Origin of the sequence: Rahnella sp. Larv3_ips (assembly GCF_003697865.1) — a bacterium.
Taxonomy (GTDB): Bacteria; Pseudomonadota; Gammaproteobacteria; order Enterobacterales; family Enterobacteriaceae; genus Rahnella; species Rahnella rivi.
Genome location: NZ_MJIB01000004.1, coordinates 376,578 through 399,371, shown reverse-complemented (window position 1 = coordinate 399,371; position 22,794 = coordinate 376,578). Strand labels below are relative to the sequence as shown.

General features: G+C 56.3%; 22 protein-coding genes. 9 read left to right on the top strand and 13 right to left on the bottom strand.

Annotation, left to right across the window (positions count from 1 at the left end; all coding sequences use genetic code 11):
• From ED901_RS04255 to ED901_RS04225, 7 genes are all read left to right on the top strand, one after another.
• A partial coding sequence (locus ED901_RS04255) for an NAD-dependent epimerase/dehydratase family protein (protein ID WP_122094992.1) occupies positions 1–615 on the top strand: 615 nt, incomplete at its 5' end.
• Positions 608–1,414, top strand: coding sequence for an MBL fold metallo-hydrolase (locus ED901_RS04250; protein WP_056769723.1), 807 nt, complete (start codon positions 608–610; stop codon positions 1,412–1,414). The genes ED901_RS04255 and ED901_RS04250, both read left to right, overlap by 8 nt.
• Positions 1,411–2,703 carry a F390 synthetase-related protein gene (locus ED901_RS04245; RefSeq protein ID WP_122094990.1) on the top strand — a complete coding sequence of 431 codons (1,293 nt, stop codon included), beginning with the start codon at positions 1,411–1,413 and terminating at the stop codon, positions 2,701–2,703. Before ED901_RS04250 ends, ED901_RS04245 begins: the two co-directional genes overlap by 4 nt.
• A complete protein-coding gene (locus tag ED901_RS04240; protein ID WP_122094988.1) occupies positions 2,696–3,304 on the top strand; it encodes a phosphatase PAP2 family protein in 609 nt (202 codons plus the stop codon). Before ED901_RS04245 ends, ED901_RS04240 begins: the two co-directional genes overlap by 8 nt.
• A complete protein-coding gene (locus ED901_RS04235) occupies positions 3,297–4,421 on the top strand; it encodes a sterol desaturase family protein (protein ID WP_122094987.1) in 1,125 nt (374 codons plus the stop codon). The genes ED901_RS04240 and ED901_RS04235 overlap by 8 nt, the downstream gene beginning before the upstream one ends.
• 22 nt (positions 4,422–4,443) lie before the next feature.
• On the top strand, positions 4,444–5,547 hold the full coding sequence (locus ED901_RS04230; protein WP_122095613.1) for an acyl-CoA desaturase: 1,104 nt from the start codon (positions 4,444–4,446) through the stop codon (positions 5,545–5,547).
• Positions 5,544–6,665, top strand: a complete 1,122-nt coding sequence (locus ED901_RS04225) for an acyl-CoA desaturase (RefSeq protein WP_122094985.1) — start codon at positions 5,544–5,546, stop codon at positions 6,663–6,665. Before ED901_RS04230 ends, ED901_RS04225 begins: the two co-directional genes overlap by 4 nt.
• On the opposite strand, the gene ED901_RS04220 is transcribed toward ED901_RS04225, so the two are convergent.
• From ED901_RS04220 to ED901_RS04165, 12 genes are all read right to left on the bottom strand, one after another.
• The gene (locus tag ED901_RS04220) at positions 6,646–7,071 is read right to left on the bottom strand and encodes a flagellar protein FlhE (RefSeq protein ID WP_205965071.1); all 426 of its coding nucleotides are present in this window, start codon (positions 7,069–7,071) and stop codon (positions 6,646–6,648) included. The two genes, ED901_RS04225 and ED901_RS04220, sit on opposite strands and share 20 nt — an antisense overlap.
• Positions 7,072–7,075: 4 nt before the next feature.
• Complete coding sequence (flhA, locus tag ED901_RS04215; RefSeq protein WP_056769715.1) at positions 7,076–9,157, bottom strand: flagellar biosynthesis protein FlhA; 2,082 nt, start codon at positions 9,155–9,157, stop codon at positions 7,076–7,078.
• Positions 9,150–10,301, bottom strand: a complete 1,152-nt coding sequence (gene flhB / locus ED901_RS04210; RefSeq protein WP_056769714.1) for a flagellar biosynthesis protein FlhB — start codon at positions 10,299–10,301, stop codon at positions 9,150–9,152. Before flhB ends, flhA begins: the two co-directional genes overlap by 8 nt.
• A gap of 221 nt (positions 10,302–10,522) precedes the next feature.
• Positions 10,523–11,167, bottom strand: a complete 645-nt coding sequence (gene cheZ / locus ED901_RS04205; protein ID WP_056769712.1) for a protein phosphatase CheZ — start codon at positions 11,165–11,167, stop codon at positions 10,523–10,525.
• An 8-nt stretch (positions 11,168–11,175) separates the two neighbouring features.
• Positions 11,176–11,565, bottom strand: a complete 390-nt coding sequence (gene cheY / locus ED901_RS04200) for a chemotaxis response regulator CheY (protein WP_056769710.1) — start codon at positions 11,563–11,565, stop codon at positions 11,176–11,178.
• Positions 11,566–11,611: 46 nt separating this feature from the next.
• Entirely contained in the window at positions 11,612–12,661 is a 1,050-nt protein-coding gene (locus ED901_RS04195) for a chemotaxis response regulator protein-glutamate methylesterase (RefSeq protein ID WP_056769709.1), read from the bottom strand.
• Complete coding sequence (gene cheR, locus ED901_RS04190; protein WP_122094983.1) at positions 12,661–13,533, bottom strand: protein-glutamate O-methyltransferase CheR; 873 nt, start codon at positions 13,531–13,533, stop codon at positions 12,661–12,663. Before cheR ends, ED901_RS04195 begins: the two co-directional genes overlap by 1 nt.
• Positions 13,534–13,602: 69 nt before the next feature.
• Positions 13,603–15,273, bottom strand: coding sequence for a methyl-accepting chemotaxis protein (locus ED901_RS04185; RefSeq protein ID WP_122094981.1), 1,671 nt, complete (start codon positions 15,271–15,273; stop codon positions 13,603–13,605).
• A 68-nt stretch (positions 15,274–15,341) separates the two neighbouring features.
• Positions 15,342–17,036: a methyl-accepting chemotaxis protein gene (locus tag ED901_RS04180; protein ID WP_122094979.1), complete on the bottom strand. Its 1,695-nt coding sequence runs from the start codon at positions 17,034–17,036 to the stop codon at positions 15,342–15,344.
• Positions 17,037–17,228: 192 nt separating this feature from the next.
• The gene (locus tag ED901_RS04175) at positions 17,229–17,822 is read right to left on the bottom strand and encodes a hypothetical protein (protein ID WP_122094977.1); all 594 of its coding nucleotides are present in this window, start codon (positions 17,820–17,822) and stop codon (positions 17,229–17,231) included.
• An 8-nt stretch (positions 17,823–17,830) separates the two neighbouring features.
• Complete coding sequence (locus ED901_RS04170) at positions 17,831–18,127, bottom strand: hypothetical protein (protein WP_122094975.1); 297 nt, start codon at positions 18,125–18,127, stop codon at positions 17,831–17,833.
• Positions 18,128–18,324: 197 nt separating this feature from the next.
• Positions 18,325–19,800: an MFS transporter gene (locus ED901_RS04165; protein ID WP_122094973.1), complete on the bottom strand. Its 1,476-nt coding sequence runs from the start codon at positions 19,798–19,800 to the stop codon at positions 18,325–18,327.
• A 116-nt stretch (positions 19,801–19,916) separates the two neighbouring features.
• On the opposite strand from ED901_RS04165, the gene ftrA reads away from it, so the two are divergent.
• Positions 19,917–20,927 carry a transcriptional regulator FtrA gene (gene ftrA, locus ED901_RS04160; protein ID WP_122094971.1) on the top strand — a complete coding sequence of 337 codons (1,011 nt, stop codon included), beginning with the start codon at positions 19,917–19,919 and terminating at the stop codon, positions 20,925–20,927.
• Between the two features lie 522 nt (positions 20,928–21,449).
• Complete coding sequence (locus tag ED901_RS04155; protein ID WP_122094969.1) at positions 21,450–21,740, top strand: Bor/Iss family lipoprotein; 291 nt, start codon at positions 21,450–21,452, stop codon at positions 21,738–21,740.
• 480 nt (positions 21,741–22,220) lie between these two features.
• Here the strand turns inward: ED901_RS04155 and cheW are convergent, their stop codons facing one another.
• Positions 22,221–22,718 (bottom strand): chemotaxis protein CheW, encoded by a 498-nt coding sequence (gene cheW / locus ED901_RS04150; RefSeq protein ID WP_056769601.1) that lies wholly within the window; start codon positions 22,716–22,718, stop codon positions 22,221–22,223.
• Positions 22,719–22,794: the final 76 nt, after the last annotated feature.

The window sequence follows — 22,794 nt, the reverse complement described above, 5'->3', positions numbered from 1 at the left end:
CGCTTCGCTAACCATTACGCCCGCAGCAAATTTCTGGCGGAGGGTTGCATCACGCAGCGCCAGCAGCAATTTCCGGCAACACGTTTTACCGTGCTTCGCCCGCGCGGATTGTTCGGCTCACATGACCGGGTGATCGTTCCGCGCATTCTTGAGCAAATCCGCCTGAATAAAGGCGTGCTGCGCTTGCCGCGCGGCGGTGAAACGCTGCTGGACCTGACCTTTTCACTCAACGTCGTCGAAGCCATGTGGCAGGCCACTGCTCAGCCACATCTTCCCCCGGCGGCGGTCTATAACATTACCAATCAGCAACCTGAGCGCCTCGGTGACATGTTGCATCAGTTGTTGAATGAACAGCTCGGGATCCGTTTCACCCTCCGGCCTGTGCCTTACCGGCTGCTTTATGGCGTGGCGAGCGGCATGGAGCTGCTGGCTCAGGCGCGCGGGCGCGAACCGCTGCTGACCCGCTACAGCGTCGGCGCGGTGAATTATGATATGACGCTGAGCCAGGCCCGTGCGATTAGCGAGCTGCACTACCGGCCGGTGTATTCCATGCAACAGGCCATCGGGCTGACGGCGCAGGCGATGCGGGAAAATAAAGGAGTGCACCTTGGCTAATCTCACCGCTTTTGACGTGGGCTATTGCCTGCACCCCGGCTGTATGGCCCTCAAAGGCGCGGGCTGGCGGGTGTGTAAATTCCCCGCGCGGGCATGGCTGTTAGAGGCGCAGGGCAAGCGCTGGCTATGGGATACCGGCTACGCCGACCATTTCGAACATTACACGTCAAAAGGCATTTACCGCCTGTACCGGGCGACCACGCCGGTGCATTTCGACTCACGGGATGCGCTGTTCCGTCAGCTGGCGGATCGGGGAATTTCTCCCGCGGATATCACGGCGCTTATCATTTCGCATTTTCACGGGGATCATATTGCCGGGCTGCGGGATTTCAGCGGTGTGCCTGCCATCAGCAGCATGGACGGCTGGATCCGCACCCGCAAACTTCGTGGCCTGGCCGCCCTGAAAAACGCGTTCGTTCCGGGGCTTATCCCGGACGATTTCGAAACCGGGCTGCAATGGATGGAAGCCATGGAGGAAACGCCCCTGCCCGCCGCGCTCGCCCCCTTTGAGGGCGGATACAGCCTGCCTGGCAGCGACAATGAAATTATTCTGGTGCCGCTGCCGGGACATGCTGCCGGACATATCGGCGCATTTGTTCTCACTGATTCCGGCTGGGAGCTGCTCGCCAGCGACGCAGCCTGGTCGCCGAAAAGTTACGAAAGTCTGCGCGGGCCATCGCGTATGGCGCATCTGGTGATGGACAACAGTGCCGCGTATTACGAAACGCTGCGCCGCCTCAACCAGCTTTATCTGAGCGGCAATGTGAAGATCCACCTGTGCCACGAGGGGGATTTATGATCCCGCTGAAAACCCTGTGGCACTACCTGCGCACCCGCCGGCTGGTGTTTGACAACCGCGAAGCGTTGCTGGCGTGGCAACAGAAAAAACTGCGTCAGTTTGCCCGCAAAACGCTGGCAAAGAGCCCGTGGTTTAAGGCCTGCGCGACCCTGCCGCAAAATCAGTGGCCGCTGATGGATAAGGCCCTGATGATGGCGAATTTCGATCAGATGAACACGGCCGGTCTGAAGAAAGAGGCGCTGCTGGCCTGTGCGCAGCGTGCGGAACGCGACCGCCATTTCACGCCGCAGATCGAGGGGTTCAGCGTCGGGCTCTCGTCTGGCACCTCCGGCCAGCGCGGGATTTTCGTCGTCAGCCCGCATGAGCAGCAGGTCTGGGCGGGCGGAATGCTGGCAAAAATGCTGCCGCAAGGGTTACGCCGCGGTGAGCGCGTCGCGATGTTTTTGCGGGCAGACAATAACCTCTACCACAGCGTGAATAACCGCTGGCTGACCCTTGAGTTTTTCGATCTGTTCGCGCCTTTTCACCCGCAATTGCTGCGGCTGGAAAATGTCGCGCCGACCATTATTGTCGCGCCGGCACAGGTACTTCGGCAGCTGGCGCTGGCGGTGCTGAACCGCGAACTGACGCTCAACGTCAGCAAAGTCATTTCCGTTGCCGAAGTGCTGACCACTCAGGATCGTCAATTGCTGGAGCAGGTTTTCCCGCTGGTGGGTGAAGTTTATCAGGCAACCGAAGGTTTTCTCGCCGCCACCTGCGAGCGGGGAACGCTGCACCTTAATGAAGAATTTATTCACGTGGAACCGGAGTGGATAGACGACCGCCGCTTCGTGCCGGTGATTACCGATTTTACCCGCCATACCCAGCCGATTGTGCGTTACCGGCTGGACGATGTGCTGGTGAAAAGTAAGCAGCCGTGCGGCTGCGGGCGCGTGACCCTGTCCATCGAGCGCATCGAAGGCCGCTGCGACGACTGGCTGGCATTGCCGGGCAAAGACAGGCAGCCGCAGGTGATGTTTGCTGATGCCTGCAACCGGGTGATCGCCAACGCCCTGCCGCTGACGGCAGACTACCGGCTGACGCAGCAAAATGACGTCGCGTTGTTGCTGGAAGCCGAATGCAGCGAAAGCGAACTGACCCTGTGTAAAACCCGGCTGGAGCAGCATTTCGCTGTACAGGGCGTGGACCTTTCTCAGTTACAGTGGACGCTAAGGGCGGGAAACATTCCCGCCAACTTCATGCTTAAAAAACGTCGGATCACCCGCTTAAAGGACACCGTTCATGGTTAATCGTTTATGGCAGATGTTGCTGGGCTGGGGCGCAGTCGGCGTGGTTTATCATCTGACGGATACTTTTCAGACAGCAGGCACCGTGCTGATGCCCTCGGTGATTGACCGGATGATCCCGTTCAGCCCCGGCGGCATCTGGCTGTATCTGTCGTTTTTCATCATCATCCCGCTGGCTTACCTGACCTGCCCGGCACACCGGCTCCTCTGGTTGCGTAATGCGATGATACTCACTGCGCTGCTCTCGGGGATGGTTTATCTCCTCTGGCCGACCACCATGGTGTACCCCGCATTCTCCGAAGACTCACTCAGTGCGCGGATGCTCTCGGCGTTAGCCGCCGTTGACTCGCGCCAGAACTGCCTGCCCTCGCTGCACATGGCGCTGACCGTACTCTCCGTCTGGGCGCTGAGCAGCCGCCATCTCTGGAAAACCGGCCTGTATATGCTGTGGTGCCTGGCTATCGGGTTCTCAATTTTACAATTACGTCGCCATCTGTTTGTCGATCTGCTGAGCGGTGCCGGTCTGGCACTTGGCGTCGGCGCGCTGCTGTGGCGGTTCATGTTGATTACGCCGTCTGGTCACAAGGAAAGTGCTCATGGTTGATTTAATTATTCCGATCATCTTTATGCTGGTGGTGGTGTTAGGCGAAGCCTGCCTGTTGCAGTATTTGCGCAAAGAGCCGGTTAACTGGCGCGATGTGATGTTTAACCTCAACTCCGGTCATGTGATGTTGTGGCTGTTTCGCGGGCTGGAGATTTTCTGTTACGGGCTGGTTGTCACGCATTTCAGCCTGAACTGGGTCAGCGGCTGGCCTGCGCCGCTGATGTGGCTTTTCGCGTTGCTGGCATGGGATTTCGGTTTCTACTGGCTGCACCGGTTGCATCATAAATTCGGCCCGCTGTGGGCGGTGCACGTGGTGCATCATCAGGGTGAGCACTTCAATCTGTCGCTCGGCGTGCGTAATTCCTGGTATTCGTCGCTGACCTCGATCCCGTTCTTTATGCTGCTGGCGATTGCCGGTGTGCCGCTGTCGGTGTTTATCGCCGTGTCGCTGCTGCACTACAGCGTGCAGCTGTTTAACCACAACGCGCTGACGCCCAATCTCGGGTTCCTTGAGAAAATTTTCGTCACGCCTTCCCATCACCGCGTGCATCACGTCAATGACCGTTTCTACGCGGATAAAAACTGCGGCGGCACGTTCATTTTCTGGGACAAAATGTTCGGCACCTACTGGCCGGGTTTGCCGGAGGGCGAATTTACCTACGGTTCAGGTAAACAGCCGCACCCGCAAAATCCGTTCTGGGCGAGCAATCAGCCGTTCTTTCAGTATCTGAAACTGCCTTTGCGCTATCGTCATAAACCGCCGCAGTTCCGCTGTGCCACGGCCAGCCTGCTTACCGGTGCGCTGTTGCTGTTCTCGCTGGTGATTGGCTATGTCTGGCAATACGGTTACGGCTATCAGGGCACCACGCTGGCGCAGGTCACGCTTTTCCTGTTGCTGATGGCCGGTACGCTGGCGCTGGGCGCAATTGCCGAAGGCCGTAAAGGGGGCGTCATCGCGTGGCTGCTGATCACCGTCGCTCTCCCGCTGATTTTCCTCCTCGGTCTGGGCTGGCACGACAGGTTCTGGATCTGGCTGATGCCGTTAATCAGCCTGCACGGCGTCAGCCTGGCGCTGGGCGTGGGCCGACGTCAGACTGAGGTGGCCGCCTGTGAATAAATTACCGGATCTGCCGCTATTTATGCCCGATGGCGAACAGGCGTTTCACCGCGCCCTGAACCAGCAGGCGCTGGCGTATTTGCAGGCACGGGGCGACCACCGCTACGCCGATGGCGTCAGTTTGCTGAAAGCCGTGGCGCTGACCATGCTGTGCGTGGCGGGTTATGCGATTTGCCTGACCCAGTACAACGGCTGGGGATTTTTCGGCGGCTATGTGCTGTTTGTGCTGGCGGGCATGTTGCTGAACGTCAACGTCAATCACGACGCGTCGCACAACGTTTTCTTACGCAGCACGCGCGCCAACCGGATCATCAGCCGTCTGGTGACGCTGCCGCTGGGTGTCGACCCTGATTACTGGCGCATCCGCCACGTCAGGTTTCATCACCGCTATGCCAACGTTGAGCATTACGATCTCGACACCCAGGAAAATGGCATCTTCCGCCAAAGTCCGTATCAGAAACATCGCCCGCACATGCGCTATCAGCATCTTTACTGGCCGCTTATCGCCGCGCTGTCCCTGCCCTATATTGCGTGGATTTTTGACTGGTCAGACAGACTGGGCAAGACACCGCTGAAACTGACCGGCGCGCTGCCCGGCAAACGCGGCTGGGCTATTTTCACCGGTTTTAAGCTGCTGCATTTACTGCTGGTGCTGGTGATCCCGCTGTTCATCGCGCATGCCCACCACATCAGCGCGGGCGTGGTGATAGCCAGTTACCTGATAAGCCAGATGATCGCATCGACGTTCGTGGTGTTTCTGCTGCTCGGCACCCACTGGGCGCAGGCGGAATTCTATGACGCGCCCTCGCAGGGCAAAATGCCGCAGGGCTGGTATAAACACAATTTTGCCACCGCCTGCGACTGGCACCCGACGCCGCTGTGGCTGGAGAAATGGTTTGGCATGCTCAATCTGCATCTGACCCACCATCTTTTTCCCGGCTGGCATCACCGGCACTACCCGGCACTGGCGAAGATCATTGCCGGTCTGGCCGCAGAACACGGGATGCCGTATCGCTGTCTGAGTTACCGGCAGCTGATGCGCGAACAGCAGACGTTTTTGCGTGCAATGGGCAACGGTGACGATCCGCGCACGGCTGAAGGCGGCAACCCCTGGAGCCAGCCATGACGGCGCCAGGGTATCAGCAGCGTGAGGATCTGGCGCTTCACCGCGACCTGACCAAAGCCGCGAACCAGTATCTGTTGCAGCATCAGGATCATCGCTTTGCCGACGGGCGGATGATCGCCAAATTACTGTGCCTGCTTGCCCTGTGCGCGCTGTTTTACACCACGGCGCTGCTCAGTGATAACCGGCTTATATTTGCCTGTGGTTATTTCGCGTTTATTTTTACGGCAATGTTACTGGCGATCAATGCGGTACACGACGCCTCGCACAATGCGTTTTTCCGCCAGGCATGGGCGAACCGTGCGCTGAACCTGGTGATTTGTATTCCGCTCGGGCTGGATGCCGATTGCTGGCGGGTGCGGCATGTGGAATGCCACCACGCCCACCTGAACGTGCAGGGCTATGATCTGGATATTGAGGAAAACGGCGTGCTGCGTCAGACCCCGTTCCAGCGCATCAAAGGCTTTATGCAGATGCAGCATTATTACTGGCCGTTTGTCGCGGCACTGACCTTCCCCTGCATCATCTGGTTTTTCGACTGGATCGACCGCGCGGGCAAAACCCGCGTGCAGCCTAAAATGCGCCATCAGGGCCTCCGCGGCTGGACTGTGTTCCTCACCGCAAAAATGTTGCATCTGCTGCTGGCGCTGGCGCTGCCGTATTGGGTTTTACATCAGCAGGGCATGGGCGGCGACATTCTGCTGTGGTGCTATTTAGGCGGGCAGATGCTCTCTTCGCTGATTTTTGTGGTGCTGATATTGGGGTCGCACTGGGCGATGGGCACGTTTTATCAGGTGCCGGAAGACGGGCGTTTTAAGCATGGCCGTTATCGCCACGTGTTTGCCACCACCATCGACTGGGTGCCTTATCCGCGCTGGCTTTCATACTGGCTGGGTGAGCTGAACCGCCATCTGACGCACCACATTTTTCCCGCCTGGAACCACCGCCATTATCCGGCGCTGTCGGCGATCATTGCGCAGGTGACGCAGCGTCACGGCGTGACGTACCACTGTGTTTCACTGAAAGATATTCTGGTGGCCCAGCAGCGTTTTTTGCGGGCCATGGGTAAAGGAGAAACAGCGCAGGGGCTGATGGACAAACCTACTGATAATTCACAATAACCTGATTACTGAGCACGCGTAACGGCGGATTCATCGCCCCTTTACCGGGTACAAAGTACACCAGCCTCATGGGCGATATGGCCGCCTGACCGTAAAAAGATCGGGTCTGACCGCTGTCTGCATCGAGCGCTACGCAGCGGTTGGTCGTATTGCATAACGACACCTGAAGCCCCGCCGGACGCGGCCCCGTAAGCCGGTAATTCCAGCTGACCGTGGTGATGGTCGCCGACGCCCGCTGCCGCAAAGGGGAACTCTGCGGTGCCGCGAGCGGCGCAGACGAGGCCATCACGCCCCGGTTTTGCAACGTCACGCCGCGCTGGGTGTCCGACCAGGAGCCGGACGCCGCCAGCACCGGTGCGCTGATCAGCATCAGAGACCCCATCGCCACGCGCAACAGCTTGTTCATGTTCTTATTCACCGCCGATAGTCGCGGTCATGCGGATCTGGCGGCTGTCGCTCATTTCCAGATTCGACATCACCACAATCTGCGGCAGGGAACGGCGCAGGAAGCGCGAAAGCAACGGACGCAGCGCGTGGTTCACCAGCAGAACCGGCGGCGCACCGAGCATATCCTGACGCTGCAACGCCGCTTCAGACTGCGTCAGCAGACGGTCTGCCAGACCCGGCTCCAGCCCGCCGCCGCTCTGCAAGGCCTGCAACAGCAGACGCTCCAGCGCGGTATCCAGCCCGATAACCTGCACTTCACCGGTGCCAGGGAACCACTGCTGGGTGATAGCCCTGCCCAGCGCCACGCGCACCACCGAAGTGAGCTCATTTGGATCAGGCTGGGTCGGTGCGTATTCCGCCAGGGTTTCAATAATGGTGCGCATATCGCGGATCGAGACGCGCTCGGAAAGCAGGTTTTGCAGCACTTTGTGCATGTTGGTCAGCGAGATGACGCCCGGAATAAAGTCTTCGGTCAGCTTCGGCATTTCTTTGCTGACCCTGTCCATCAGCTCCTGCGTTTCCTGGCGGCCAAACAGCTCTCTGGCATGCAGACTGATCAGGTGATTGAGGTGCGTGGCGACCACGGTGCTGGCTTCCACCACCGTAAAGCCCTGAATCTGCGCCTGTTCCCGCATCGCCGGTTCAATCCACACCGCCGAGAGCCCGAAGGCCGGATCCACGGTCGCTTCACCCGGCAATTCGCCAATGGCACTGCCCGGATTGATTGCCATCCAGCGGCCAGGATGCGCGGTGCCGGTGCCAATTTCGACGCCTTTCATTAAAATCCGGTAGCCCGCAGGCGGTAATTCGAGGTTATCGCGGATGTGAACAACCGGCGGCAGATAGCCCATTTCCTGCGCGAATTTCTTACGAATACTGCGGATACGCCCCAGCAGTTCGCCATTTTGCGCGAAGTCCACCATCGGGATCAGACGGTAACCGACTTCCATGCCCAGCGGGTCTTCCAGCTGAACGTCCTGCCAGCTCGCTTCCACCAGCTGTTTGTTTTCACCTTCGACCGGCGCGGCTTCTTTTACCACCGGGGCTTTTTGCTCCTGACCACGGATCCACCAGGCCAGCGCTAACAGGCCGGTCGTGAACAGCAGGAAGACCAGGTTCGGCATGCCCGGCACCATGCCGAGTAAACCCAGCACGCCCGCACTCAGCATCATAACGCGCGGGTTACGGAACAGCTGGGTCACCATCTGCTCGCCGACGTCCTGATTGGTACCGACGCGGGTCACGATGACACCGGCCGCCGTGGAAATCACAAGTGCTGGGATCTGCGCCACCAGACCATCACCGATGGTCAGCAGGGTGTAGCTTTCCGCCGCGTGGCCGAAATCCATATCATGTTGCAGTACGCCGACCAGCAGGCCGCCGACCACGTTAATGATCATGATCATCAGACCGGCAACGGCGTCACCGCGCACGAATTTACTCGCACCGTCCATAGAACCGTAGAAGTCCGCTTCCTGCGTGACGTCGCTGCGGCGCTGTTTGGCTTCATCTTCACCAATCAGACCGGCGTTGAGATCGGCGTCGATAGCCATCTGTTTGCCGGGCATGCCGTCGAGCACGAAACGCGCGCCGACTTCGGCGATACGCCCGGCACCTTTGGTAATGACCATAAAGTTGATCAGCACCAGAATGATAAACACCACGATACCGATGGCGAAGTTACCGCCCACCAGGAAGTGGCCGAAAGCTTCGATCACCCGCCCTGCCGCCGCGCCGCCGGTGTGACCTTCCAGTAAGATCACACGGGTCGAGGCCACGTTAAGCGATAAACGCAGCAAGGTGGAAAACAGCAGAATGGTCGGGAACGCGGCAAAATCCAGCGTGCGCTGGGTGAACATCGCCACCAGCAGCACCATGATGGAAAGCGCGATGTTAAAGGTAAACAATAAGTCGAGCAGGAACGGCGGCAGCGGCAGCACCATCATCGACAGGATCATCAGAATCAGGATAGGGCCAGCCAGCACCTGCCATTGTCCGGACTTAAAGTTGGCGGGTAAACGCAGCATCGCGGCCAGATTAGCCATGGGTATCACTCTCTCCTGCAAAATCCAATGCGTCAGGCACCGGTAAATGTTGAGGTTTTTTAGGGATCAGTCCGCCTTCACGCTTCCAGCGTTTGAGCTGATAAACCCAGGCCAGAACTTCCGCGACCGCGGCATACAGCGCGGCCGGGATTTGCTGACCAATATCACTGTGCCGGTAAAGCGCACGTGCCAGAGGCGGCGCTTCCAGCATCGGAATTTTGTGTTCGGCACCCAGCTCTTTGATGCGCAGTGCCACGTTGCCCGCACCTTTCGCCAGAACTTTTGGCGCACTCATTTTGTCTTCGCTGTACTGCAACGCCACGGCGTAGTGCGTCGGGTTGGTGACAATCACGTCGGCCTTCGGCACATCGGCCATCATCCTGCGGCGGGCCATCGCACGTTGCTGCTGGCGGATACGCCCTTTAACGTGCGGGTCACCTTCCTGACTTTTATGTTCGTCGCGGATGTCCTGCTTGCTCATGCGCAGTTTCTTCAGGTTGCTCCAGATTTGCCAGAACACATCGAACGCCACCATCGGCGTCAGCCCGAAGACCACCATCAGCCCGCAAAATGCCACCATGCTCAGCGCTTCACCGAGCGCGGGAATGGTCGGCTGGGCAATCAGTCGCAGCATTTCCGGCCACTTATGCCACAGGTATAAGCCTGCGACGCTGCCCACCAGCGACGCTTTCAATATCGCTTTCAACAGTTCCGCCAGCACCTGACCGGAAAACAACCGCTTGAATCCGGCAATCGGATCCATACGGCTGAACTTAAATTCAAAGGATTTGGCACTGAACAGCAGGCCGCCCAGCAACAAGGGCGCGGCGAGGGCGATCAGGATCAGCCCGCCAATCACCGGCAACAACGCCATCACCGCTCGACCGAGCAGTGACGCCATTTGCTGCAACATCTCCCGGTCGTTGCCGATGATGTTGTGATCGAAATTCAGCCCCTGGGCGATCATCACGCCAAGCTGGCGCGCCATGGATTCGCCGGACATCCACAACAGCGTCAATCCGCCGCCGAGCATCAGCATCGAGGTCAGTTCACGCGAGCGCGGGATCTGTCCTTCTTCACGGGCTTTTTCCAGCCTGTGGGCTGTGGGGGCCTCACTTTTTTCGAGATCGCTTTCTTCAGCCACCGGCGGTTCCTGTCAGCATTTACCCGCTGCTCAACAGGCAACGGGCACAATTTCACGCATAGCATGACAAAAGCGGCTAAGTCTTATGGATGGAACAAGGGGGATAAATGCGGGTTATTCCACAGATGGCGGCAGAGGGGAAAAATAATTAAAAATTTTGGATAAGAGAAACACCTCTTTGCATAGCACAAAGAGGTGTTCTTTTGAGGCAGGCAGACGCATCAGAAACCTAATGAATCCAGCAGGTCATCGACCTGTTCCTGCGAGGCCACCACGCCGACACCGTTGGTATCGAGCTGCGGGCCGTTGAGCAGGCTGTCGTTTTCACGTTTCGCTCTGACCTGTTGCTCAGGAATGTTTTCCATCAGCACCATCAGCAGCTGATTTTCAATTTCCTGCACCACGGTCATCATGCGTTTGATCACCTGACCGGTCAGATCCTGGAAATCCTGCGCCATCATGATTTCCATCAACTGTGCGTTGGTGAAACCGGTGTGCTCAGGCACTTCTTTCAGGTAGCCGCGGGTATCAGAAACCAGTTCGCGGGCGTCAGACAGTTCGATAGGATTCTCAAACCATTCCTCCCAGCGCTTGTCGAGCTTTTTGGCACCGGATTCCAGTTTGTTCTGACGAGGCTGCGCCGCTTCCACGCAGTTCAGGGCGCGTTCTGCGGCCTGCGCCGTCATGGTGACAACGTAGTCGAGACGGTCACGCGCGTCAGGGATCGCTTCCGCGGCCTGTGCAATGGCCTGATCCAGGCCAAGTTCACGCATACTGTCGCGTAACATACGGGTCAGTTGCCCAATGCGGGCGATAATATCGCCCGCGGTTGCTGCATCATTTGCAGGCATTGGTATCTCTGCCATAACTGCTCCTACATGCCCAGTTTTTCGAAGATTTTGCCCAGCTTTTCTTCCAGCGTGGCGGCGGTAAATGGCTTAACGACGTAACCACTGGCACCGGCTTGCGCGGCGGCCACAATGTTCTCTTTTTTCGCTTCGGCGGTGACCATCAGTACCGGCAGTTTTGCCAGTGCGGCATCCGCGCGGATGGTTTTGAGTAAATCCAGACCGTCCATGTTTGGCATGTTCCAGTCAGATACCACGAAGTCAAAACCCCCGGCGCGCAGTTTGTTCAGCGCATCAACGCCATCTTCCGCTTCTTCCACGTTCTGGAAGCCCAGCTCTTTCAGCAGGTTGCGAACAATACGACGCATGGTAGAGAAATCGTCTACTACCAGGAATCTCAGATTTGGATCGGCCATGTTTTATCTACTCCTAAGGTTTGCTACCCAGCGCAAGGCTGAAAAATTAAATACGTAATGCCTGACCGGCTGATATTTGTGCCAGCATGCGCTGGCTGATTTGGCTGAGATCCACCACTTCATTGACGCCACCGGTGGCGATAGCCTCACGAGGCATACCGAAAACCACACAACTGGCTTCATTTTGTGCCAGGGTATACGCCCCTGCGCGGTGCATCTCCAGCATGCCGGCGGCGCCGTCATTGCCCATTCCCGTCAGGATCACCCCGACGGCATTGCGTCCGGCGAACTGCGCCACCGAACGAAATAACACGTCAACCGACGGACGATGGCGGTTTACCGCCGGGCCGTCGTTCAACTTAACCTGATAGTTGGCCCCGCTGCGTGCCAGTTCCATATGTCTGTCGCCCGGCGCAATGTACGCATGCCCCGGTAAAACGCGCTCGCCGTCTTCGGCCTCTTTTACGGTGATCTGGCACAGTTTGTTCAGACGTTCGGCAAAAGAGCGCGTGAAGCCCGGCGGCATGTGCTGCGTGATCATCAGCGCCGGACAGGTCGGTGGCAGCGGTTGCAGAACGTGGCGGATTGCTTCGGTTCCGCCGGTGGAAGAGCCAATGGCGATCAGCTTTTCACTGCTGAGCAGCGGCGTATGGCTGAGAATGCGTGGCTGTTCCAGATTTACGCTTTTGTTCAGGCGCGCTTTTGACGCGGTGCGGATCTTGTCAGCAATCATTTCGCTGTAAGCCAGCATGCCTTCGCGGATCCCGAGCTGCGGTTTGGTGACAAAATCAATCGCCCCCAGTTCCAGCGCGCGCAGAGTGATTTCCGAGCCTTTACCGGTCAGCGATGACACCATCACCACCGGCATCGGGCGCAGACGCATCAGTTTTTCCAGAAAATCCAGCCCGTCCATGCGCGGCATTTCCACATCCAGCGTCAGCACGTCCGGGTTGAATTTCTTGATCAGATCCCGTGCGACCAGCGGATCGGGCGCGGTCGCCACCATTTCCATGTCGGGATGGCTGTTAATGATTTCAGTCATCAGCTGACGCATTAACGCCGAGTCATCGACGCTCAATACTCTGATTTTATTCATTACCTCTCCTTGGCGAGGCCATAGACGGTCTGGCCGCGCAAATAAAATTCCCGGCTGATCTGGCTGAAGTTTTCGGAGTGGCCGGCAAACATCAGGCCACCCGGCTTAAGTAACGGAACAAATCGGCGTAAAATTTTCTCCTGCGTTTCTTTATCGAAATAAATCATCACATTACGGCAGAAAATTGCATCAAAGGGTCCGTTAAGCTGCCACTGGTTTGCCAGTAAATTCAGTTGCTGGAAGGCCACCATTTGCGTCAGTTCCGGACGGGCGCGCACCAGACCACTGTGCGGGCCGGTGCCCTTAAGAAAAAACTTCTGCAACTGTTGCGGGCTGAGCGTACGCAACTCTTCCTGGCGATAAACGCCCGCCGTGGCTTTTTCCAGCACCTGAGTATCGATGTCGCTGGCCTGAATACGGCAGTTCGCCATACGCGGCCCCAGCGCTTCGCTCAGGGTCATGGCGATGGAGTACGGCTCTTCGCCCGTTGAGGCGGCGGTGCTCCAGACGCTGTAATTATTCGGCCTTGAACGCGCATGTTCCGCGAGTATCGGGAAGTGATGCGCTTCGCGGAAAAATGCCGTCAGGTTAGTGGTCAGCGCATTAATAAACGCCTGCCATTCCGCGCTGCTGGTATCACTTTCCAGCATCGCCAGATAACTGCCGAAATCGTTCAGCCCGAGGAGCCACAACCGCCGTACCAGGCGGTTGTAGACCATCTCCCGTTTGTGATCCGCCAGCACGATACCTGCGCGCTGATAAATCAGCTCACTGATCCGGCGGAAATGGATATCTGACAGCGGTAACCGCTGGATCATCTGTGCCATGATCGAAGTGTTATCAGCACTCAGTGGCGAGCCTGGTTGATTCATGGTGCAGCTCCAGTAACGAACAGGTGGTATTTCTAAACCTTTGTTGACACTTCATGGCCGTCCGGTCTGTCAGAATGTTTCCCAGTTATCCGCCGATCCCGCACGCGCGGTCGCAGGGAGTAACGCGGGTGGCGTCAGCGAACGTGGCGCAAAACCAGATGCGGGTGTGTTGCGCGGTGCATGCCCGCTTTCTGACGTCGAGAGACGGAAGACAGAGACAGCACGGGTCAGGTTCTCAGACTCCACTTCCAGCGCATGGGTGGAAGACGCGGCCTGCTGAACCAGCGTGGCGTTTTGCTGCGTCACCTGATCCATCTGCGTCACGGCAATCGATACCTGCTCGATGCCACGGCTTTGCTCATCCGACGCCGAGGCGATTTCGCCCATGATGTCGGTGACGCGGGTCACGGCACGCACGATGTCATCCATGGTGTTACCGGCAGATTCCACCAGTTCGGAACCCTGACTGACGCGGCTGACGGATTCGTCGATCAGCGCTTTGATCTCTTTTGCGGCCTGCGCACTGCGTTGTGCCAGACTGCGCACTTCACCGGCCACCACGGCAAACCCGCGCCCCTGCTCACCCGCACGGGCGGCTTCGACGGCGGCGTTCAGCGCAAGAATGTTGGTCTGGAAAGCAATGCCGTCAATCACGCTGGTGATGGCACTGATTTTCTTCGAGCTGCCTGCAATGTCATTCATGGTTTTCACCACGTTGCCGGTCAGTGCGCCGCCTTTTTCTGCGGTATTGGAAGCATCGCGCGCCAGTTGTGTCGCCTGACGGGCGTTCTCGGCGTTCTGTTTCACCGTCGCGGTGAGCTGCTCCATGCTGGCAGCCGTTTCTTCCAGAGCGGAAGCCTGCTGTTCAGTACGCGCCGATAAATCGGTGTTTCCCGCAGCAATGCCTTTCAGGCCGGAGAACATGGTGTCTGCGCCGTGACGCACGGTGCGCACGGTATTGGCCAGCGACTGCTGCATCTGTTGCAGGCTGTCGAGCATCACTTTAATTTCGTAACGGCCTTCGACGGTGATCGGTGCCGAGATATCTCCCGCACCGATGCGGTCAAAATGACCCCGCATGACGGTCAGCGGCTGGAACAGAATACGGCGGGTGATCACCAGCGCCAGGGCGGTCAGCAGCACCAGCAGAACCACAATCACCGAGGTGTTGATCATCACGTTCTGGTAAGACGCCACGGTCTGCTCTTTAGCCTGGTTAAAACGGCCCCCGACATACGCGGTGTAATTCCCCACGTCTTTCTGGAACTGATCCTGGTATTTCTGTGCCGGGCCGTTAAGGAAGCCCTGCATATCACCGGCGGACAGCATGTCGTTCAGTGACTGCAACATATCGTGCAACTGCTGGTAGCTGGCCTTGTTCACCGCCGTCAGTTCAGCCGCTTTTTCGGTTCTGCGGGGCAGCGCCAGAAACGCGGCGTAAGCATTTTCGGCATTTTTCAGGCTGGCTTTGGCATCTGCCATCAGCTGCGTGATGTTTTCCTGCGGCTGTTTCAGCGCCAGACGCGTGGCCGCGCGGTTCAGGGTATTACGGGTTTGCAGCAGATAAGACCAGGTCTGGTTGAGCGCATCCCGCTGCTCAGTGGTATTGGCAATCTGCTCGAAATTAGTTTTATCCGTGTGGGCGGCGTACAGCGATAAACCGCTGTTGACCAGTTGCATCACAAAAAACACTAACAACAGTAAAAACATGCAGGTGGACACACGGATGTGCTTAAACATGGATAACCTCTTTATGTGCCGGCCCTGACCGGCACAGTATTTCTTATAATTATTGCGATGTACGTGGCTTAAAAAGTTTCCCAGTTTTCAGACAACTTGCTCTGTGCCGCTCCACCTGTACCGGCCTGAGAACCTGACAGGTTCGGAGTCAACAAAGGCAGTCTCGTCGAAGACGAAGTCACCGGGCGCACGCTGTTATTGACGGATTGACTCAGTGTGAATACCGCCACAGATTGCGTCAGCAGGCTCGCCTGCTCTTCCAGCGCCGCCGAGGCGGACGCGGATTCTTCAACCAGTGAGGCGTTCTGCTGCGTCACCCGATCCATTTCGGTAATCGCCTGCGCGACCTGCTCAATCCCGCGGCTCTGCTCGTCAGAGGCCGACGTGATTTCGCCCATGATGTCGGTGACGCGGGTGACCGCATTCACCATGTCGTTCATGGTTTCACCGGCACTTTCTGCCAGTACCGAGCCGGTATTAATGCGGCTGACAGAATCATCAATCAGCCCTTTAATCTCTTTGGCAGCCTGCGCGCTGCGCTGTGCCAGGCTGCGAACTTCGCCCGCCACCACCGCAAAACCGCGCCCTTGCTCACCGGCACGCGCTGCTTCAACCGCGGCGTTCAGTGCCAGAATGTTGGTCTGGAAGGCAATCCCGTCGATCACACCGGTAATGTCAGTGATTTTCTTCGAGCTGCTGGCGATGTCGTTCATGGTATCGACGACGTTGGCCACCACTTTGCCGCCCTTCAGCGCCGTTTCCGATGCGCTCAGCGCCAGCTGGCTGGCCTGACGGGCGTTTTCGGCGTTCTGTTTCACGGTCGCGGTCAACTGCTCCATGCTGGCTGCGGTTTCTTCCAGTGCTGATGCCTGCTCTTCGGTACGCGAAGAGAGATCGCTGTTACCGGCAGAAATTTCGCTCGCGCCGCTGTAAATCGCGTCGGCACCGTGGCGCACGCCGGAGACAGTTCGAATCAGTTCTTCCTGCATGTACTTGAGACTATCGGCAAGCTGGCCGATTTCATTACGGCTTTTCACCACTATTTCGTGTGTCAGATCGCCGGTAGCGATTTTACGGATGGTGACGACGATATTTTTCAGCGGATGGATCAGGATGCGTTGAACGCCGACCCAGGCCAGAATGATGAAAATCGCCAGTACAATCAGTACGGTACCCAGCATCCACATCGCATGCGTGAAAGAACTTTCGCTGACGTGAACCGCCTGGTCATACAAATGGTCGTTCTGATCGATATAGGTCACGAACGCTTTTTCGAAATTGTCCTGATACTGCTGCGTCGGCTGTTCGAAGAAATCGTTGATACGGCCAAGGCCGATCAGCTCGATAAGTTCTGAAAGCGCGTCGTGAAGCACCTGATATTGTTTTTTAGCATCTTCAGCAAACGCCGGGTTCTGGCTGGCATCCGCAGGAATTTTTTGATAATTAGCAAAATGCTGGTCAGCAATTTTCAGATCTTCGGTCGCCGTGTCGATCAGTTCTTTGACCGTCGCGCCGCTGCCCATCTGGTTCGCATCGAGCATGAAACGGATCCCGGCACGGTTGAGCGTGTTACGGGTTTGCAGAAGGTAAATCCAGCTGGCGTTGAATTCCGCCTGCTGTAAACGGATCTGCTGAGAGGTGGTGAAATTGTCTTTGTCCGTCTTTAAGGATTTAAAGAACAGGCCGCCGGATACCAACTGTAAAGCACCGAAGACCATCAGTAAGATCACGATGCCCGTGACCACTTTCATACGGTTAAACATGTTGTTCCTTTTTAAATGAGAATTATCTGGAAGGGTTATCGGCAGAAATGAGGGGAACTTTATGTGAAGGGGATCAGATTTTTTGGCTAACGCAGGGCACCCTCCCCGGCAGGCTTCAGAGGCCCGGCATCGCGAGCGATAAGATCAGAAAGGACGTCAAGGCACAGAGTGTGATTCGGTGGTCTGCGGGAATTACGCCACCGTGGCGACAAAACTTTTTAACAGGGCAATGCGATGCGCATCAGGGCTGACCATCAGGTCATGGTGGATCATCAGCACCACGGCTTTTAATAACTCAGTGGTGGTGTCGATGTGTGACAGCGATTTTAACTTATCGATGTCATTGCCGATTTCACGCCCTTTCAGGGACAGGCGTTTATTGGCCGGACCGCTCGCCAGTTCTGACGTCAGCAAGGTGACCAGCTGCACTGCGGCTTCCGGGTTGGACGCCAGCTGATGAATGTAATATTTCAGCAGTAACGGCACGAAATCGGGGGTGGCGCCTAATTCCGCACTGGCAAGATTTAACAAATCAATCATGTGCGCCGGAACACGGCTTTCCACGGCTTTGCGCTGCAACTGCAGTTGCTTTTTAATCGCGGGCACCGACTGATAAGGGATCACCGCGACGCTGTCGCAGGTCTTACAGACGCCCGCGATAATGTTTTTCACGATGCCGCTGCCGTCATCAAACGGCACATCGCGCAACTGATAGCTGACCATCCTGAAAGCCTCACACACTCCGCATGCGGCTCTTTCTTCATCCCCTACTTTAACAATAATCATATTTTCCCTTAATGATGAACGCTGATGAAAACACTGTTGGGTTCGGCAAAATACCATTTGATGTACCAGTTAACCCCGGCATACCAGAGGGTAATAATGTGGACATCAAGACTGCTGTCTAGATGGTGGCGGCGACCCTGGTAGTGTTGCCCGGTAGCCAGACCGATCACCCTCTCCAGTTCCTGTGACGTCACCTCCCCCGTGCTTAAAAGATTTTTGAGATGAATTTCACGTCTTACCGCAAACCTGACTTGCCCATTCTTTAAACACACGATCACCTTCCCTTTGATCTCTTTGAAACTCATGCCGCCTCAATGTACGCCACGTGTCGTACTTAATCAAATTATCATTTTGCCCACGTCTATTTGCGTGAAGCCCCGTCCCACCGGGCTATCACGCCATAACTCGCAAAAAGATGCTCAGATAAAATGATGAATTTTCAGGCAACTGGAAGGTGTTACGCAAAAACGTGCTGCACGAAATGCAACACGGATATTTACGGTCAGTACGGCTCGCAGGTTGCGCTTTTGCGCCGCCCCCTGACGTTAAACAGCAAATAACTCGCCACTGCCAGCACCCAGACCCCGGCTGCGCCATAGAGCAGAATGCCTGCAAACCCTTGCGTCAGGGCCTGTTCAACCTGCCCGCGGTGCAGAGTTTCAACGGCAGAACCTCCTGCGATACGCCCGGCCAGTGAAGAGATATCTGTTGCCGCTGGCATGGATCCTTTCAGGCTCGCGGCAATTCCCGCCACCAGCAGGCTGCCCATCAGGGCAATGTTGACGGAAAGCGTGATAAGCCGTGCGCTGATATCAATACCCGACGCCATTCCCGCCCGGTTTGCTGCAACGGAACCGGTGGTGGTGTTGGTTACCGGCGTATTGGTCAGCCCGAGAGCGATACCTGCCAGAAGCGCACCTGGCATCAAACTCATGTGATGCACCACGGCGATTTGCATCAGAATGAAACCTGCGCCGATGGCGAATAATCCCAGCGGGATCAGACGTGATGCGCCAAAACGGGTGGTCAGCTTTTCACCCAACGGCGGCATCAGCAACGTGGGCAACGTGTAAGCCAGCAGTGCCAGGCCGGTAGCAACGCTGCCATACCCCAGCCCGGCCTGGTAGTACACCGGCAGGTAAATCATCAGCGGCCAGAAGCTGAAATTCATGCCCACCGATCCCATCAGCGCACCGGAAAATGCCCGCACGCGGAAGACTGAAAAATCGAACATCGGATGCGAATGGCGTTTTTCAATCCAGATGAACAGGGCAGCGCTGACCGCGGTGATCAGCATCACGGCGCGCGCGATGACGCTGTGCCAGCCCAGGCTGCCGCCCTGCGTGATGAGATACGTCGCGCCCATCACCGTCAGCGATAACGTGACAAGCCCGCCGAGATCCAGTTTTTTAGCCTGCGCATCGCGGGATTCCACCACGTTTTTCAGCGCCAGAATCAGCGTCAGTAATGCGATAAACCCGTGTACCAGAAACACCCATTGCCAGCTCAGCCACGCCACTAACATGCCGCCGATGATCGGCCCGAAGCCCAGCCCGAAGCCGAAGGTTATCCCCCAGGCGGCAAATGCGCGGCTGCGTGCTTTCCCTTGCGGAAACTGGGATGACAGTATCGCAATCAGGCAGGTCAGCATCGCGCCGCCGCTCAGCCCTTGTAAAAACCGCCCGACGATGAGCCACGCCGCAGTGGACGCCAGCCCGCACATCAGAGACGTCACCCCGAAGGCGAAAATGCTGATGATGAAAACGCGCTTACGCCCGTATTTGTCCGCCAGTGTACCGGTGGCCATCAGCACTGTGGTGCAGGCCAGCGTGTAGGCATTCATAATCCACTGCAACTCCCTGAAGCTCGCGTGCATCTCCTTTTCGAGCACCGGCAAAATCACCGGCACGCTGGAGATTTCCAGCCCTGACATCAGCGCGGCAAGACAAACCGCCATCAGTGCCAACATGTTTTTCATATCTGGTCCCTGCAAAACGTTAAGAGAGTGCCAGCATGGAAGATTGGCGGCGTGCTGGAAATCCATCCGGATGCCATGTATCGTCAAGATCATGCCAAAATCACCGGTAACCCATCATGCGCATTACTTCCCCTTCTCCGCTCCCTGCCCGCTCGCCCGCGCCCCTGAACCGGCGTCTGGTGTTGCTGGCCTATGAGTGCCTGTGTACGTTCGAGTTCGGTATTGCGGTCGAAGCTTTCGGGCGGGCCGACGATGTTTTTGGTGAGCCTTTGTATGACCTGTGTGTCGCTTCGGTGGAAGAAGGTACTTTCGGCGCGCAGGGCGGCGTCCGGCTGGTGGTCGATGGCGGGCTGGAACTGCTGGAGGATGCAGGTACGATCGTGATCCCCGGCTGGCGAAGTGTTCACGAACCGGCGTCAGAGGCGCTCATCATCGCGTTGCAAAAAGCGCACCGCAACGGCACCCGCATTGTCTCGATCTGCGCAGGCAGCTTTGTGCTCGGCGCAGCCGGACTGCTCGATGGCAAACGCGCTACCGCGCACTGGAACAGTACGGAAATTCTGGCGCAGCGCTTTCCTGAGGTGCAGGTCGAACACGGGATGATTTACGTGGATGAAGGCAGCATTATTACGTCTGCCGGCGGCGCGGCGGGTGTCGATTTGTGTCTGCATCTGATCCGTCGTGATTACGGTATTGAAGTTGCCAACCGCACGGCGCGCCGCATGGTGACGCCGCCGCTGCGTGAAGGCAATCAGGCGCAGCTGATCCGGCAACCCGTTCCACGGCGTCAGACCAAAAATCTCGCCCCGCTGCTGGACGATTTACGCAGTCATCTCAATACCCCGCTGGTGATTGAGCAGCTCGCCGCACAAGCCGGTATGAGCCGCCGGACTTTTCTGCGGCGTTTTCACGATGCAACGGGCACGACGCCCGGCGAATGGATGCTGAGCGTCCGGCTGGAAAAAGCCTGTGCGCTGCTGGAAAACGGCACATTAAGCATTGACCGCGTCGCCGAACAAGCCGGTTTTGGATCACCGGAAACCCTGCGCCATCACTTCCGCCAGCGTCTCGACACCACCCCGACGAAGTGGCGAAAAGCCTTCATCGAAAGGCGCTTGGCGGGCTAACGTGGCAGGCGGTGCCGGGGTTTTTGAGCTGCCTGTGCGGCAGTGAAACGTTCAATTGTGAGGGTTAGGTATTGAACGGCAAAAGATTTACGCTGTTCGGTGGAAAATACCCTCTTTTTTTAGGGGTATTTGTGAGATAAAAATCAATGGGTTAGCGAAGGCACGGAAAAGAAGGTATCGCTGAGAAGTCCTTAATACCCTGTCCCAATCCTTCGCAGGAGAGGCAAAAACGGGTGGGATTTTACAAACGGACTGCCGTCAATCATCATCTGCATAAATGCACCGCGTTTATTATAAATTTGGGATCGGAATATTATTGATTCTCATTTATCTGAAAAATGCAACCTGCTAATAACCTTTACGCTCCGTTAATACAACATATATAAGTCTCAGTCCTCACATAGTTCAACGCCGGGTAAACCATCTGCTTTAATAACTAATAATAGTAAGTGGTCGGATTTGTAAAAAAACTAATAAGTCAGAAGATGTGATTTCACTTCCTTATTATCAATATGAGTTATTATGAAAAAAATAATTATTGCGGCTGTCGCTGCAACGGTATTATCAGGGTGTGCTCAACAGACATTTAACTTAAGGGATGATATTGCAGAACAACCAGCTCATGTCACCAAGCAAGCTTTCTTCGTTAATGGTATTGGGCAGGAACAGACCATAGATGCAGCGAAGATTTGTGGTGGCGCAAATAAAGTTGTTCGTACAGAAGTTCAGGAATCAGGTATGGATGTATTCCTGCATGTTGTAAGCTTAGGTATATATACACCTCGCGAAGCACGCGTTTATTGCGCGAAATAGTTATTAAAGATAATTTTCATTAAAGCCTGCTGTCATTCATATTGATTACCAGCAGGCTCTTTTTAACAACGCAACGAGATTATTATAATAACTCCCTATTCTCCTCAAAAATTTCATTAATTCTCTTTTCATCCAGCTTTAATTATCCGTTAATGTTCCACTGTCTATGGAATTCAGCAATCTTGCCCGGCGGGTATTGGATCATTCGGTCATTTCTGTGAAATTGTTTTTATTTTTAAATCGCGACTGGCGCGTTCAAAAATCTTGCTGAACGGAGCGGCCTGAAGATCGGAGGTTTCAGGGCCGGGGAAAGGAACCGCGCAGCGGCAGGAATTTGCGCCATATACGGCGATTGCAGGACATGACCTTGGTGCCTGCGACTGTGCGAAGAAGAAAAACGCAGGATTGTTAAGGGGCGCGTTTACGCCCCTTAACCCGGTGTGGGCCGGCGCCCACGACCTTGACGTTAATGAACGAAAATCAAATTTTCGTCACGCTATCCACTAACGCCATCTCTTCACTGCTCAGCAGCTTCTCAATATCCACCAGAATCAACATACGGTCACCCAGAGAACCCAACCCGGTCAGGTATTCGGTTGACATGGTCACTGCAAATTCTGGTGCGGGACGGATCTGATCTTGCGTTAACGACAGCACATCGGATACGCCGTCAACCACAATACCCACCACGCGGTTTTCGAAGTTGAGGACGATCACTACGGTGTTTTCATTGTAGATCACATCTTCCTGCGCGAATTTCACCCGCAGATCGAGAATGGGTACGATGACGCCACGCAGGTTGGTGACACCTTTAATGAACGCCGGAGTGTTCGCAATACGGGTGACCTGATCGTAACCGCGGATTTCCTGCACTTTCAGGATATCGATGCCGTATTCTTCGTCGCCCAGGGTAAAGATCAGGAACTCCTGTCCTACCGTTTCGCCCGCAATTTTTGCCACAGTTGCAAGTCCTGCCATGTTGTTCACCTTAAATCAGCCTGAGTTTTTACGCCCGGTGGCCGTCACCTGACGGGCCAGCCACCGGCGGTTTTGC

Excerpts from the sequence above, each read along its gene's own strand:
- ED901_RS04245 (WP_122094990.1), top strand. The coding sequence starts at position 1,411 with ATGATCCCGCTGAAAACCCTGTGGCACTACCTGCGCACCCGCCGGCTG.
- ED901_RS04240 (WP_122094988.1), top strand. The coding sequence starts at position 2,696 with ATGGTTAATCGTTTATGGCAGATGTTGCTGGGCTGGGGCGCAGTCGGC.
- ED901_RS04235 (WP_122094987.1), top strand. The coding sequence starts at position 3,297 with ATGGTTGATTTAATTATTCCGATCATCTTTATGCTGGTGGTGGTGTTA.
- ED901_RS04230 (WP_122095613.1), top strand. The coding sequence starts at position 4,444 with ATGCCCGATGGCGAACAGGCGTTTCACCGCGCCCTGAACCAGCAGGCG.
- ED901_RS04225 (WP_122094985.1), top strand. The coding sequence starts at position 5,544 with ATGACGGCGCCAGGGTATCAGCAGCGTGAGGATCTGGCGCTTCACCGC.
- ED901_RS04220 (WP_205965071.1), bottom strand. The coding sequence starts at position 7,071 with ATGAACAAGCTGTTGCGCGTGGCGATGGGGTCTCTGATGCTGATCAGC.
- flhA (WP_056769715.1), bottom strand. The coding sequence starts at position 9,157 with ATGGCTAATCTGGCCGCGATGCTGCGTTTACCCGCCAACTTTAAGTCC.
- cheZ (WP_056769712.1), bottom strand. The coding sequence starts at position 11,167 with ATGGCAGAGATACCAATGCCTGCAAATGATGCAGCAACCGCGGGCGAT.
- cheY (WP_056769710.1), bottom strand. The coding sequence starts at position 11,565 with ATGGCCGATCCAAATCTGAGATTCCTGGTAGTAGACGATTTCTCTACC.
- ED901_RS04195 (WP_056769709.1), bottom strand. The coding sequence starts at position 12,661 with ATGAATAAAATCAGAGTATTGAGCGTCGATGACTCGGCGTTAATGCGT.
- cheR (WP_122094983.1), bottom strand. The coding sequence starts at position 13,533 with ATGAATCAACCAGGCTCGCCACTGAGTGCTGATAACACTTCGATCATG.
- ED901_RS04185 (WP_122094981.1), bottom strand. The coding sequence starts at position 15,273 with ATGTTTAAGCACATCCGTGTGTCCACCTGCATGTTTTTACTGTTGTTA.
- ED901_RS04180 (WP_122094979.1), bottom strand. The coding sequence starts at position 17,036 with ATGTTTAACCGTATGAAAGTGGTCACGGGCATCGTGATCTTACTGATG.
- ED901_RS04175 (WP_122094977.1), bottom strand. The coding sequence starts at position 17,822 with ATGATTATTGTTAAAGTAGGGGATGAAGAAAGAGCCGCATGCGGAGTG.
- ED901_RS04170 (WP_122094975.1), bottom strand. The coding sequence starts at position 18,127 with ATGAGTTTCAAAGAGATCAAAGGGAAGGTGATCGTGTGTTTAAAGAAT.
- ED901_RS04165 (WP_122094973.1), bottom strand. The coding sequence starts at position 19,800 with ATGAAAAACATGTTGGCACTGATGGCGGTTTGTCTTGCCGCGCTGATG.
- ftrA (WP_122094971.1), top strand. The coding sequence starts at position 19,917 with ATGCGCATTACTTCCCCTTCTCCGCTCCCTGCCCGCTCGCCCGCGCCC.
- ED901_RS04155 (WP_122094969.1), top strand. The coding sequence starts at position 21,450 with ATGAAAAAAATAATTATTGCGGCTGTCGCTGCAACGGTATTATCAGGG.
- cheW (WP_056769601.1), bottom strand. The coding sequence starts at position 22,718 with ATGGCAGGACTTGCAACTGTGGCAAAAATTGCGGGCGAAACGGTAGGA.